The organism is Saprospiraceae bacterium (genome assembly GCA_016717265.1).
In the GTDB taxonomy this organism is placed as follows: Bacteria; Bacteroidota; Bacteroidia; order Chitinophagales; family Saprospiraceae; genus Vicinibacter.
In genome coordinates this window covers 3,333,824-3,347,265 of sequence record JADKFX010000001.1, presented here as the reverse complement: position 1 = coordinate 3,347,265, position 13,442 = coordinate 3,333,824, and the positions used below count along the sequence as shown (strand labels likewise).

13 protein-coding genes and 2 tRNA genes are annotated in these 13,442 nt (G+C 33.0%); 10 read left to right on the top strand and 5 right to left on the bottom strand.

Translation table 11 applies throughout. The annotated features are described in order from the left end of the window. Positions 1-111: 111 nt before the first annotated feature. The 4 genes from dnaA (at position 112) to IPO86_13210 (ending at position 2,277) form a co-directional block, all read left to right on the top strand. Positions 112-1,512: a chromosomal replication initiator protein DnaA gene (dnaA, locus tag IPO86_13225; GenBank protein MBK9729067.1), complete on the top strand. Its 1,401-nt coding sequence runs from the start codon at positions 112-114 to the stop codon at positions 1,510-1,512. Positions 1,513-1,612: 100 nt separating this feature from the next. Then, positions 1,613-1,701: transfer RNA gene (locus IPO86_13220), tRNA-Ser, on the top strand. A gap of 122 nt (positions 1,702-1,823) precedes the next feature. After that, positions 1,824-2,180, top strand: coding sequence for a four helix bundle protein (locus IPO86_13215; protein MBK9729066.1), 357 nt, complete (start codon positions 1,824-1,826; stop codon positions 2,178-2,180). A gap of 22 nt (positions 2,181-2,202) precedes the next feature. Continuing rightward, positions 2,203-2,277, top strand: a tRNA-Pro gene (locus IPO86_13210). 151 nt (positions 2,278-2,428) lie between these two features. Here the strand turns inward: IPO86_13210 and IPO86_13205 are convergent. After that, positions 2,429-3,706 (bottom strand): pyridoxal-phosphate dependent enzyme, encoded by a 1,278-nt coding sequence (locus IPO86_13205; protein MBK9729065.1) that lies wholly within the window; start codon positions 3,704-3,706, stop codon positions 2,429-2,431. A 481-nt stretch (positions 3,707-4,187) separates the two neighbouring features. Here IPO86_13205 and IPO86_13200 point away from each other — a divergent pair, with 481 nt between their 5' ends. The 4 genes from IPO86_13200 to IPO86_13185 all read left to right on the top strand — a co-directional run bounded on the left by IPO86_13200 (position 4,188) and on the right by IPO86_13185 (position 8,213). Continuing rightward, the gene (locus IPO86_13200) at positions 4,188-5,597 is read left to right on the top strand and encodes an SET domain-containing protein (GenBank protein MBK9729064.1); all 1,410 of its coding nucleotides are present in this window, start codon (positions 4,188-4,190) and stop codon (positions 5,595-5,597) included. A gap of 6 nt (positions 5,598-5,603) precedes the next feature. After that, complete coding sequence (locus tag IPO86_13195) at positions 5,604-6,317, top strand: YggS family pyridoxal phosphate-dependent enzyme (protein ID MBK9729063.1); 714 nt, start codon at positions 5,604-5,606, stop codon at positions 6,315-6,317. 107 nt (positions 6,318-6,424) lie between these two features. Then, entirely contained in the window at positions 6,425-7,327 is a 903-nt protein-coding gene (locus IPO86_13190; GenBank protein MBK9729062.1) for a serine hydrolase, read from the top strand. A 49-nt stretch (positions 7,328-7,376) separates the two neighbouring features. Continuing rightward, a complete protein-coding gene (locus tag IPO86_13185) occupies positions 7,377-8,213 on the top strand; it encodes a C39 family peptidase (GenBank protein ID MBK9729061.1) in 837 nt (278 codons plus the stop codon). Positions 8,214-8,511: 298 nt separating this feature from the next. Here IPO86_13185 and IPO86_13180 read toward each other — a convergent pair whose 3' ends face one another. The 4 genes from IPO86_13180 to IPO86_13165 form a co-directional block, all read right to left on the bottom strand. Next, positions 8,512-8,868 (bottom strand): helix-turn-helix transcriptional regulator, encoded by a 357-nt coding sequence (locus IPO86_13180; protein ID MBK9729060.1) that lies wholly within the window; start codon positions 8,866-8,868, stop codon positions 8,512-8,514. Positions 8,869-9,326: 458 nt separating this feature from the next. Further along, complete coding sequence (locus IPO86_13175; GenBank protein ID MBK9729059.1) at positions 9,327-9,845, bottom strand: replication protein; 519 nt, start codon at positions 9,843-9,845, stop codon at positions 9,327-9,329. Then, on the bottom strand, positions 9,842-11,497 hold the full coding sequence (locus IPO86_13170) for a recombinase family protein (GenBank protein ID MBK9729058.1): 1,656 nt from the start codon (positions 11,495-11,497) through the stop codon (positions 9,842-9,844). The genes IPO86_13175 and IPO86_13170 overlap by 4 nt, the downstream gene beginning before the upstream one ends. Before the next feature lie 33 nt (positions 11,498-11,530). Continuing rightward, positions 11,531-11,770: a hypothetical protein gene (locus IPO86_13165; protein MBK9729057.1), complete on the bottom strand. Its 240-nt coding sequence runs from the start codon at positions 11,768-11,770 to the stop codon at positions 11,531-11,533. Between the two features lie 47 nt (positions 11,771-11,817). Between IPO86_13165 and IPO86_13160 the strand changes: the two genes are divergently transcribed. Together IPO86_13160 and IPO86_13155 are read left to right on the top strand one after the other, a co-directional pair. After that, complete coding sequence (locus IPO86_13160; protein ID MBK9729056.1) at positions 11,818-12,984, top strand: type IV secretion system DNA-binding domain-containing protein; 1,167 nt, start codon at positions 11,818-11,820, stop codon at positions 12,982-12,984. A 70-nt stretch (positions 12,985-13,054) separates the two neighbouring features. Continuing rightward, entirely contained in the window at positions 13,055-13,372 is a 318-nt protein-coding gene (locus IPO86_13155) for a hypothetical protein (GenBank protein ID MBK9729055.1), read from the top strand. The last annotated feature ends 70 nt before the right edge of the window (positions 13,373-13,442 follow it).

Genomic DNA, 13,442 nt, shown 5'->3' with positions numbered 1-13,442 from the left:
TTTTAGTAAGTTTATTTTTTGCAATTTTGCAATCCTTTTAGGATACATTTTTCAAGACCATCCCTAAGATCGATTTTTATTACTGATTTGGAACCAACACTCGTACATAGCATCAATGATCCCATTATTGTTTGGAATAATATTCTAAGCCTTATTAAAGGATCTGTACCTAAGGAAAACTTTAGGAAGTGGTTTGAACCGATTGTTCCAATTAAATTGGTGGATCAGGCATTGACTATCCAGGTTCCAAATAAGTTTTTTTATGATTGGATTGAATCTAATTTTCTGGCATTGCTTAGAAGTTGTGTTAGAAAAGAGTTAGGCGACAAAGGCAAATTGGAGTATCAAATTTTAATGGAAGACTATCAAAAGCCTGGTTTTAAGGCAAAATCTTCCAAATCACATTCAAATGACTTCAATAATCCAGAGGCAATAACCAATCCATTTGTAATTCCTGGAATCCGGAAAATCAAAATAGAAAGTAATTTGTCACCAAATTACTTATTTGATAACTTTATTGAAGGAAATTGTAACCGGGTAGCCAGGCAGGCTGGAATGCATATTGCTCAAAAACCAGGCAATATGTTTAATCCTTTAGTAATATATGGGAATGCAGCCTTGGGTAAATCTCATTTGATGCAAGCTATTGGAAACGGAATCCAAAAGAACCATCCTGAAAAGAATATTGTATATACAAATGCAGAGAAGTTTACAAGCCAATTTATTACTGCGGTTAAGAACAACTCCGTAAGTGAGTTTTCAAACTTCTATCAGAGCATGGATGTTTTATTATTAGATGATATTCAATTCTTTGCAGGTAAATCGGGCACCCAAGAAATATTTTTCCATTTATTTAATCAATTACATCAAACAGGAAAGCAGATTGTTTTAGCTTCTGACAAGGCGCCAAAAGATTTGGCAGATATTGAAGAGCGGTTAATAAGTAGGTTTAAATGGGGTTTGACTGCAGATCTTACAATGCCGGATTTTGAAACCCGAATGGCTATTTTATTGTCTAAAATGGAGCTTGGTCATATTCAATTACCCGACAATGTTATGGAGTTTATTTGTCAGAATATAAAATCTAATATCCGGGAATTGGAGGGAGTTTTAATTCGAATTATAGCTGAAACTTCTCTTAATTTCCGCAAAATAGATGTTGAATTAGCCAAAGAAGTAGTTCAAAACTATGTCAACCAGGTAAATCAGGAATTAACAGTAGAGTCGATAGTAAAAATCGTTTGTGATCAATACAAATTGCCTTTAGAACGATTAATTGGCAAAAGCCGACAAAGACAAATTGTGATTGCCAGGCAAACTGCTATGTATTTTATCAAGCAATATACACAAAGGTCTTTAAAGCAGATTGGAGAATTTTTTGGTGGAAAGGATCATGCTACGGTATTATATTCCTGTAATATGGCGAAATATTTGATAGATTCAGACCCTGCTTTTAGAGAAAGAGCTGAAAATATTGAAAAGAAAATTCAGAAAAGCCAACGAATTAAATAGTTTTTCTATTTTTGCGATCCCAAAGGCAAATGTTAGCCTTTAACCTTGATCCATAATACTTCAGTTTTAGCAAACTGATATTGAAAATTGTGGTTTAGGAGGAGAGGTGGGTGAGTGGCTGAAACCAACGGTTTGCTAAACCGTCGTACTCCGAAAGGGGTACCGAGGGTTCGAATCCCTCCCCCTCCGCAAATTGAGCATGGGTAGGGGACTTGAGTTTGCTTGAATGAGGATGTGTAGTTGAAGACTGCAAGAGCTTATGAGTTTAAGGAAAACATAGGCTGGAGCGGAAATTTATTAAAGTGTTGAGAATGTTTGATTTTGAGAAATTAGAGATCTATCAATTCGTAAAGCAGACAAATCTGGAAGTATTAAAGTATATTTTCAGTGGTAAAATAAAAGATCCTTATTTGACAGAACAGTTTAAAAGAGCTACATTGAGTGTTCAATTCAATCTTGCAGAAGGAACAGGTCGGTTTAGCAGTCAAGAAAAAAAGCATTATTTTACGGTATCCCGTTCAGCTGCTTTTGAGTGTGTTGCGATTTTGGATGTATTAAAAGGTTTGGATATTTTGGATCAAAAATTGTATGATACGTATTATGCAAATTATGAACAAATATCTAAGATGTTACTAGGATTGTATAGAAACGTAAAAGAGGATTCATAGGAATCTGAAAACAAAATAAATTCGGGGCGTAGCGCAGTCCGGTTAGCGTACCTGCTTTGGGAGCAGGGGGTCCCAGGTTCGAATCCTGGTGCCCCGACTGAAAATCAAGGAGTTACAAGAGCAATTTTGTAGCTCCTTTTTATTTGCACATAAATTGCACATAAATTTAAAATAATCTAGGCAGAATTCCCTCTACGCTTCGAGTTTAAAAGACTCTATAACCCTTATCTCAATTCCCATATAACAGATCATTTAAATAATTCTAATTTGATCTTCCCAGTGTTAATTATAACAACTTTGTCGTTGGTTTGAATTTTGAGTTGATCTTTAAGTTGTAGAAATAATGCTAAACCCGCAATACCACTTGGCTCAAATTCAATATTATTTTCTTTTGCAATTTTTGATGCCTTATTTAAAAAATTCATTTCTTCATTTACAAATTCAATTCTGGATTGCTTAGAGCAAGTTCCTCTATCAAAATAATATTGAAAATCTTCGGTGGAAAACTTATTATATTTTGCATATAGCATTTTCATTTTTGTGTTTTTGTTTTCGGCTCTTGCTCCTAGAAAGGCGCATCTACTTAAAATCTCTTTGGTCCCAAAGTATCTTTTTGAACTTCTTTTTGACATTATTTCTCTATGATTAATTTCTAAGATATTTTTATATAATTCGCCACTCCCATAAGGTACAAAACAAAATTGTGGATTCAAGTTTAACACTTCAAAACTTAACCAATCATAAAAACTAAATTTATCTAAGTCCTCACCATACGTAAGATCTTTTCCACCTTCATTATTTGTAAATTTTAAAATATCTTCAGATGTTAACTCTCTTTCTTCCAAATTATATGGAGTTAATTCACATCCACATTTTACCATTGCTTCCAAAACCTTTGTGTCTATAAAAGTTGGATCGTAGAGGACTTTAAGATTAGGCAATCCAAATTGGGATAAAATATTCTGTATACTCAATGCTGCATTACCAGATGACAATAAAGAAAGTCTTGGAAGTTTCACTCTTTTGTCTTTTGAGATTAGATCCTTAATTAGATTGGTATAAAAAAGATAAACTTCCCAGGCAACTCTGTCTTTATGAATTCCTGTTGGATTGTGGCTTTCGTCTTTTATCCATATATTATTAAATCCTTCCATTTTAATTTTTATTACAGGTGTAGCCGGGAAAGCGGGGTGATCCCAAGGGAATTCCGGTATTTCGGCTTCATCTTCAAAAACCACTTTATATTTTTCATTATAGTCACATTCATGAACATACCGGGATAGCATATTTAGATAATCAACTGAAAACCCAATTTCTGTTTTATCCCAGGTTTTAAGCCTTATGTAAAACTGCTTATAAATTGTGTCGGATTTGACTGTAATATGCGTAATTCGTTGAATATGAGATGCTAATTCTTGAAAAAAATCAGAATTTTTCATTTGATTTAGTTGTTTGCCAGTTTGTTTCTCAAACTCAACAAGAGCCGTATTAAATAAATCATTGATATCTGAGGTATATACTTTCATAATAATTTTTACCAAATTTATAAATTATTTATAAAATATCTCCAAATTGGAAAAAATATATATTTCTATGTATTTATAAATTCCAATGTAAATATAAATTAATTAAAAAATTTACATTTCCAAGCAGCATTTTTGCCGGTTAACGGTTCTTACAGTATGTTAAGACTTGGAGATGTAAAGGGTTTTCATTGAATTCTAAAATATAGAATCTGCTTCTCCGAGAAATAAAAAAAGCCATAGCTAAAAGTAGCTATGGCAATATAAGAACTTCGTCAATACTAACTGGTACTCACTCGGAAGGCGCGGAACAGCAAAAATGACGAAGTCAAAGAAATGTTACACCAAAGATAAGAAAATCGCAAATTCTTACCCTGACAGTACCATATGAGCTCCTTTGGTGCCTAATGTTTATTGGCTTCTTAAATGTGAGTTGACAAGTTCTGCTTTTCATGATATGTTTTATTAATTAAAATTCATTAATATGAAAAAGGTAGAATTAAAACAGAAGACCAGGAGCTTGGTCAAGAATGTAGCTCGTAAATCAAAAGTTAAAAACCATACTTGGGTTGAATCTGATTCTGGTGTATTAGACATCGAAATAACGCACAGAAATTTCGATGTTGAGATGGACCCTTCAGAATTTAAAAAAATCCTCCAAATAATAAAATGGATGGACACACCATTTTTCTTTTCAAGGGGAAGACTAGCTTGGTATATTTTTGAAAATCCACCAACCATTAAAAATCTTCAAAACAGCTTAATTTCAGCAAAGATAAAAGGTGTAGGTGGCTTCAATCCGGTATCAGATGCTAAAAACCGAGACTCCATTTATGATAAACAGTCTAATAAGCCTTTCCAGCCAACCTCAAAACCTTTAATTAGTTTTGCTACTTACCCACATATCGGCTTTGATGATACCGGACAATTTCAAGTTGTGTTTGGGAATGTTGCACCAATTGGAGGAATTTTGCATAAAAATGCAACCAATGAATATGTTGCGTCAGAACATTTACTTAAAAACAATGTGCCGTCAATAGTCCCACTAATAGTTACTAAGTATCCCAAATTAAGCTTTGAAAGATCAGTGATGGGTACTGTGGTTTGTATCTCTCCATCATTATATCCATTGCGATTGTCAGAAATTCAATTTGGAGCTGCTTTACGAAGAGGTGAAAATCCTATTAAAGATTTATACTATGATCAAATTCGAGAGTCATTAGATGTATCTGGGAGTCCAGATACAGAAGAGACTCGGCTTGAGACACTTTCTAAATTAGCAACACAAATTGGCAAAGCAATTCATAATTTTTCATTAAGTGGACTCTATAGATACTCTGCGGAACTTCCAAATTTTGAGTTTGACATTAAGAATGCGAGTGTTGTTCTAACGGATCTTGATTCAACACAATTTTTAAAAAACATAGATCCTCAATTGCAAGGATTACAGGTTCTCCGCGATTTTGCCTCGATGATGTATCACTTCATTAGTAAATTTTCAACACCTCTTGCGTTAGGCCATTATAGCATTTCAAAATTACTGGAATATAATCCTATTAAGAATCTTATGATTGGATATTTCCCAAATATTGACCCATCCTTATTTGATCAGATAACTTCAAAGCTATGGAAGGCATATATTCCATATTTTATGCTTCTAAACAAGCATAAAGAAAGTATTCATGACGAGAAATTTGATCAAGGTCAAAGGAGAAGCTATAAAATGGATCACGATCTTTTCTTTATATTAGTTATGAATTTAATTTATCCGATATTCATTAACAGTGATGTTGGCATTCAATATCGCATTGGATTTAACCAAGACGAATTATATCACAATTCAGTTCAATATTTAAAACGCAGATCAGATTACTTCGATTACCTATTAAAATAAAATGACATGAATAGATATAAAGCAAACGTTGATGAAGTTATAGAAAAAATCGATAAATCTTGTTCTAAAGTTGATAGAAATCCTGCTGACATTAAATTAATATGTGTAAGCAAAACCAAATCTATAGAAGATATCGTAAAAATGGTTGATTTAGGCATTTCACACTTTGGGGAGAATAGATCAAACGAATTAAATGAGAAGAGATCCGTATTGCAAACATATCAAAATATTACATGGAATTATATAGGTCATTTGCAATCTTCCCAAATCAAAGAAATAGTAAACTATAGTAGCATCATTCACTCCATAGATAATTTTAGAAATGCATCTTTAATTTCTAGATATGCAAAGCATTTTGGTAAAAATGTTCAAGGATTTTTACAAGTAAATATTTCAGGGGAGGAAACCAAATCTGGTTTTAATTTATTTATGTGGAATAAAAATCCGGTATTATTAGATAATTTTGTTGTTCAAATTCAAGAAATAGAAAAACTTAATAATTTACGAATCATTGGGTTGATGACTATGGCACCTAATACTACGGAAGTGTATTTGTTAAGGCAAATATTTCATGAAACTAAACAGCTTGCCAATCATCTAAATTCATTAAATTTAGGTCTAGATTATAAAGAATTATCAATGGGGATGAGTAATGATTATGAAATAGCTATAGAAGAAGGGGCCACATATGTTAGAATAGGTAGTACATTGTTTAAATAAAATTTAAGGAATTGGTATGAATTCGACATGTTGTTGTCAAAATGTACAATATTTTAGAATATGTTTATATTTAGCGTAATTTATTTTTTCGCAAGCAAAAATTTTATATGAAATATTTTTATGAAAAAAGTTTATCGGAAAAAATCACAAAAAATATTTTACCATTTTTACCACCAGGTTGCGAAGTCTATTGGATTGTTTCGAAAGCCCAAAATGACGGTTATGTAATTGCAGGAATTAATTACAATAAGCCCGTTTACGCCGCAAGTTTAAGCAAGGTTTTTATAGGCGCTGAGGTTTTAAGGCAGGTTGAACTTGGATTTATTAATCTTCAACAAATTATTCCAATTAACCTGGTGAATATTGTGGGAGATAGTAGAGCAATCGTTAAGAAAGATACCAATACTGAATATTGGTTGTCAGGTCAATTTAGTCTTGATAAACTACTTAAGAAGATGTTAGGTGAAAGTGATAATACCTCTGCAAATGTTTTAATTGATTTAGTCACAAGAGAAAGCATCAATGAAAATATAATTAACAAATATGGATGGATTGGTTGCGAAGTAACAAGAAAATTCATTTCAAGAGATAAAGAAGAACCTCGCTATAAGAATGCAAGAATAAATTTAATTATCCCAATTCATATATTGGAATGCTTTATTCTTATAAAGGAAAACAGATTTATTTCATTTTTTGTGTCCTATCACTTAAAAGAATATATGAAGGAGGGAAATACTAATCCGGAGTTTTCATTATATCTGTCGGAATATCAAAATTATTTTCATAAAATCGGATCAGTATATACTAATTTATGGTCATATGGTATTTGGAGTGCCATTAAAAGCGCTTTGCAATTAAGAATCAAAAATAATTTCTGGCAACACGATGTTTGTTCATTTGATTACAAAGGAGATTCATATTGTATTGCCCTTTTGACTTTCACTAAATCGCTAGGCAATATATCATTTCCTGTGAATTCCTTTTCTAAGGCAATTAAAGATTTAATATGACATGCGACTTATTTTTAAATTAAAAACAAAATTCCAAAATATAATTCTATTGGTCCGTTCCATTTTTCCTTTTCAAAAGATAAGGGTAATTAATGATGTTCCGTATGTAAGTCAATTTGCAAATCCTGATTATGCCGAGAAAATTCTTAGGAATAGAGTTGAAATGACATCTGATCCGAACTGGAGAGAGACTGGAGCAGAATCGGAACAAGAATACGCTAAATGGGTTTTAAATATTTGCGGAATGGCTTGTTTATCTATGGCATTAAGATATTTTAAATGTAAAGTTGAAGGAACTATTATTTTAGCGAAAGATGCATTTAGATATCAAGTATTCAAAGAAAAAAATAAAGGGCTATCTGGTATGCACTATAAAGAGTTTTGTATATGGGTTAGGAATTACGGATTGAATGCTGTTATTTATACTTCTTTAGGAATACGCGGGTTGCAAAAATTACTTTCAGATGGAAAGCTAATAATTGCCTCCGTTCATCCAGATATACGAGAATATAGAACACTTAATGATAGTTCAAAGAAAGGTGGGCATCTAGTTCTTTTAATTGGGTATGATAAGCAAAAAAATACATTAATATTTCATAACCCTTCTGGATTTAGTAGTAATAATACTCAAAATAATCAAGAAATTTTAGTACCAAAGTTTCTTGAATATTTTGCAGGAAGAGGAATTGCTATTTATCCATTACGCCAAAACCATGTCAAAGCCAAAGACAAGGCATCAAAAATCGCCATATTCCTATCCTCACTTTCCCATAATTTCCTTTCCCTCGGTCGCTTTGGTTCCAACTCTGGAAATTTTATGAGTAAGAACTTGGAAATTTCATATTTGGTAACAGCTCCACGAATCTCAAACACATCCCTGATTTGATCACGTGAATATTGAACAACGGGAAGATTTTCAGACTCAGAATATTCAATGATATTTTTTAAGAGATTTCTAGTCCGGTTTCCGGTTCTAGATGATTTACTATCTGGGTCAAGTAAAACAATGATTTTGGGCTTAAAATAATCAAGTGATTTTTTGACTCGTTCCAGAATTTTCCAATTGGAAATAGGATTAATTCTTACTGAACCATAATAAATTAAATACCCATCATTATCCAAATACACAAACCCAAAACCATTTGCATTTGGATAAACTGCAAACACTATATTGTTTTTACTTTTTATTTCCATATGTTTTTTAAATTAGTTAATCTAATAATTGCTTGTTCAAGGAATTTAATTTTAGAGGTGTTCTTTAATGTTATTTGATCTTCTTTACTTAATTCAGTGATTCGTTCTTTGATCCGTTCTATGAGGCCTGGCAGCATATTTTTAGATTGCAGTGTATAAAACGACTCAATGGAGGTATCAAAAACATGGTGATAGGTTAGCTGCATTTCTGTGGTCGGTTCTCTTAGTCCTTTCTCATATCTTGAAATACTTGAGACATCCAATAATCCTGATATTGACCGCATATCCTCTTGATCTAGTGGTGATCTCTTGCGATATACTCTTAAAAAATTTGGTATGTTGTACATAAATAAAAAATGGGCACCAGAAATAATTTTTCTGATGCCCTTAGTGTATGCTTATAATATGACTTATCGTAGACAGTATTATTTGCCAATTTGGCAAATTTTTTCACCCACGCTCCATGTTTTGTGGATAACCTATTAAATTGTAAGCATCCAATCATGGTGGTATCATAGTTATGTAAATTAAATTGATAAAATAGGCACCTTCGCACCTGTAGGTACCCAGAATCTACGGTAATTAAAAGGTACCGCAGATTGCAAACCAACGGTGCCAAGGCACCGTCAACATTTATATAAGTTGTACTTACAATAAATTTAGGTTTTGCCTAAGAGAAAATGGAATTTCTGCAAGTCAGTTATTGAAATCGTATCTATCCTGACCGCCTTTGTATAATTATACCATATTGAAGTAGTGTAGTCAACTGAATGTTCGTATTTAATCTTTAATTATAAGCCTTTTATTAATATCTTAAGAGTGATTGATACTTAGACTGCTCTATTATTTCATTAATAGATCCAGTAGTATTTTGCCGTTTTGGCAAACCGTTTCCTTTTGTTATATTTAGTTTTGTATAGTTAGTTTTGTTATATGCACTTTTGTGCACTGGTCTAATATCACTTTGTGCACTGGTTGATGTCGTAAAGTGCACTAAAGCGATTTCATAATACAAGATTGCTTTTCCTTTACGATCCAGTGAATTTTTAAGCAACTGGTTGTTCTGGTCGGAAATTGCTATCAACTCTTTATCTGAGAGAGATTTGAGCGTTTTAGATATGATTCTCTTTGATAGCCCTGTCTTAATTCTAAACTGGCTTTGTGTAATTCTATCTCTCGTTTTCCGGTTTCCTGTAAATTTATCTATCCAACCATTAGTTTGGCGAATGATAGTGAGAAGTATCTTGAGTTCACCTTCAGTTAAATCCGGTAAGTATTGATCAAAGAGTATGTTTGGAATTTGGGTTGTATGCTGATAGTTCATTGGTTTGAATTAGATTTAAGGTCTTCTAATTTTTCGACCTTAGAAAGGATCAAATCCAACAATGATTGCATTGATTCTATGAGTTTTTCTTTATCCATTGGAATATTTAAAGTGCCATTCATTTTTGAATCGGCTGGTATATCTGTTTTAAGTTTGGTATTATCTATTACATGGTCGTTAGTACTTGCGAGATTGGCAAATTTAATTCGAGGTACGTCTCGAGATGGGGCACATTCTGTAGAATTATAGCGATTTGCAATTTCTGCAAACGGAGATTTGATTGTAAACATTAGGTTATTTTGATTAATTGTAAAGTTCGAGGTGATAATTTTGAGCATATCTCGTTTATCTTCTGGATTTCCATTTAAGTATGATTTTCTAACGCTTTTTGCTAGTTCGATGTAATTCTTCGCTTTCTTAAAAATATTGTCTTTTTCGCTTGAAATTTTTTCTCTTCGTTGATTTATGTCTTGAATTTCAAATATTATTTTTTTCTTCTTTTGTTCAAATATCTCTTTCTCAATCAGGCTATCAAGGAGAGCATCAGTTAGTTTATCCATTTTTTGAGATGCTTTGCTGTGTTGTAAATTCAGAGATTCCTCAATACCTGATTGAATATTTATCCAATTGCTTTGTGCTTTTAATAGCAATTCATCTAAGACTTTACCTTCATCTTTTGATAATTGGACTTTGTTTATAACTTTATGAAGTTCCATCTCAAGTAGTTCTTCTCTAATAGTTTTAATTTGACATATTTTTGAGTGGCAACGGTAATAGACATTTCCCTTTTGCCTTTCTCCGATAAGGGAATACCTGCAGGATTCACATTTAACATATCGGCGAAACAAAAAATTATGCTTCAAGCCTTGTGAATTGGTCTTGCCAGTCAAGATATTTTGAACCTGTGTAAATGTGCTTGGAGATATCAACGGTTCATGAATTCCCTGATATGTTTTCGCATTTACCTTTAATATTCCAGCATAAAATGGATTATTTAAGATTTTTGACATTGAGGTAATGGAGATTTTATTTCCAATCTCATTCGTTAGTCCAAGTTCCTGCATCTTGCTGCATAGCTTTTCCAGATTGTATTTATTCGAAGAATAAAGTAGAAATGCCTTTTTGACAATAGGGCCTTTAATACTATCTATTGTTTTTACTTTTCCACCGCCATTGTTTACATATCCTATAGGTGCACGGAATGGATAGAATCCTTGTTTGAGTCGTCCGGTAATTCCTTTTTGTGTTTCTTCTCTTAAGTTTCGAATGTAATCACTCGCTATGACGGCTTGAATGTCTGCAGCAAGCCTTCCACCACGAGTATCCATATCAAGGCTTTCATGTGCAAAGTGTATTTCATAGCCTTCATCTATCAAATCACCTAATACCCCCCAATCCTTCAAATTACGTGCGCCACGGTCAATTTTGTGGATTATAACACCTCTTGATTTGCCGGATCTTATTAATTTCATCATTTTGGTAAATAACGGCCTTCCTTGCTTGGCTGCCGTTTCTTGCTCTTCAAACCATTCTATAATTTCCAATTGATGCTTTTCTGCATATCGAATTATCGCTTCCTTTTGTGCTTGAAGCGATACGCCTGTGCCTTGTTTGACGGTTGATACCCGTATATATCCAAATACTTTTTTCATAGTGTTATATAGTAAATGATAATCCTTTTTTATTTATTCGTCAAAGTCAATTATCTCCTTACCCTCTACTTCAAGTCGATCTGAAATTCTCTTTACGACCATCAGATAATCCATAAAATTCTGCTCAGCTTCTTGTAATTCTTCTTCGGTTGCTCCTTGACACATGTTTCTAATAAATTGACTTATTTCTGCTTTGTTATTTTCATTAATCATAACTCCAGTCTGGACTTTTATCGAACTTATCGTAGACGGTACAATTTGACATGGTGGCAAATAATACCGTCTTTAAATAGTAGTACTGCATCAATTATGATTTTTGAATGCAAGAAATTTTGAACAAGGACATAACATATTTTGCAAAAGTCGGATGGCGAAGCGACCAAAGACTTTTTGGTATCAAGCAAGCGGATAGATTAATGCACACATATATTATCGGTAAAACTGGTACCGGAAAATCTACTTGTCTGGAAACAATGATTATGCAAGACATTCAAGCCGGACGAGGATGTTGTTTGTTAGATCCTCACGGTGATCTTGTAGAAAAAATTGCGAAAACAATTCCAGAAGAGCGTAAGAAAGATTTAATTTATTTCAATATTACTGATCCAAAATTGAATTTGAGATATAATCCATTCAAGAGAGTAAGCTTAGAAAAACGTTCTTTAGTGGCATCCGGTATCTTGGATGTATTCTCAAAGCTTTGGGACAGTGCTTGGGGAGTTAAATTAGAACATATATTAAGACATGCAATTCTTACATTGCTTGACCAACCGGAAGCAACTATTGCAGATATTGTTGAGATACTATTAAATAAAGACTTTAGAAGAGAAGCACTTCGCTATGTTAAGAGCGAAAGCGTAAAGAAATTCTGGAAACGAGAATTCCCGGAATATATGAAATATGATTTATTACCAGTAATGAACAAGATTGGTGGAATGCTGGTGCATCCTGCAATTAGAAGAGTATTGATTGAAAACACAGAAGAAGTGTCTTTACGTAAAGCAATGGATGAAAAGAAAATCGTCTTGGTCAATCTTTCTAAAGGACATGTAGGAGCTGATGTATCTCATATTCTAGGTGCTCTTTTTATCACTTCTATTGCCTCGGCTTCTTTCAGTCGTGTAGATACTCCAGAAGAAAACCGTGTTCCATTCATGGTTTATATGGATGAGTTTCACAACTTCACCACCTTGTCTTTAGTTAATATGTTTTCCGAATTACGTAAATTCAAAGTAGGTATGACATTAGCTCATCAATACATGAATCAATTAGATGATGATATTAAAAGTGCAGTTCTTGGTAACGCTGGAACTGTTATTTCATTCAGAATTGGAACAGAGGATGCAATGCACATGTCAAAGGAAATGTATCCCGAATTTGATGTTGAGGACTTCATAAACCTGCCAAACTATAAGATCTATTTGAAGCTAATGATTGATGGGAAGCCAAGCCGACCGTTTAGTGGAATTACTATTGCTTCCTTGTAAACAGTTAACCTGCTTTAAACCTTAACCATTTTCTAACATATTTTAATAGATTTTGAGTATATTTGCGCCAATGAGATTTTTTACAATCACTATAAGTTTCTACATTTTGGTAGTTTCGTTATTACCCTGTGGTGATATTAGTGAATGTCATGAAAACCCAAAAGCTTCCTTTTCAGCTTCTACAGATCATGACAACCATAAGCATGAAAATGAAACCTGTAGTCCCTTTTGTATCTGTTCTTGTTGTGGTTCTTCTGTTCTAAATATATATAATCTGACAAATTTTACTGATATTGTCATAGTCTATTCTAAAGGCTTTCCAGTTTTCAAGCAAACCTTTATTTCAGTGGAATATTTCCACATCTGGCAACCGCCAAAAATCAGTTAATGAAATTTTTTAGTGTTCTTTATTGAACACAAAGTAGAGCTACTTGTGCTGTATAAGCCTCACAAGTAAG